The organism is Methylobacterium sp. A54F (assembly GCF_053346035.1).
Genome location: NZ_JBKFBF010000044.1, coordinates 1 through 476, shown reverse-complemented (window position 1 = coordinate 476; position 476 = coordinate 1). Strand labels below are relative to the sequence as shown.

The following is a 476-nucleotide window of genomic DNA, read 5'->3' as shown; positions in this document are numbered from 1 at the left end:
AGGGCCGCCGCGTAATCCGCCAGCGGGTAGGTGCCGTGGATCTTCACGGTGAGCCGGCCCTCGGCGGGCCAGGCCAGGAGCCGCCGCTGGTTCGCCTGGTGCGCCTCGGGCTCGCGCTCCACGAAGGCGCCCCAGAACACGCCCTGCACGTCGCAGCCCTTGAGGAGCATCAGGTTGAGGGGAAGCCGCGGGGTCTCGCCGGCCGCGAAGCCGACCACGAGGTAGCGGCCCTTCCAGGCCATCGCCCGCAGCGCCGGCTCCGCGAAGGGGCCGCCCACCGCATCGTAGACCACGTTCACTCCGGCGCCGCCGGTGGCGCGGCGCAGTTCGTCCTTCAGCGTCTCGGGATCGTAGACGAGGCCGACCCCCGCCCCATGGGCGCGGGCGGCGGCGAGCTTGTCCTCCGACGAGGCGCAGGCGATCACCCGGGCACCGAGCAGCACGCCGAGCTCCACCGCCGCGAGCCCGACCCCGCC

At 74.8% G+C, this 476-nt stretch carries 1 protein-coding gene; it reads right to left on the bottom strand.

Translation table 11 applies throughout. From position 1 onward, the window contains the following. Positions 1 to 476: zinc-binding dehydrogenase (locus ACLBXP_RS25240; RefSeq protein WP_447670588.1), on the bottom strand; the 476-nt coding region annotated here is incomplete at both ends.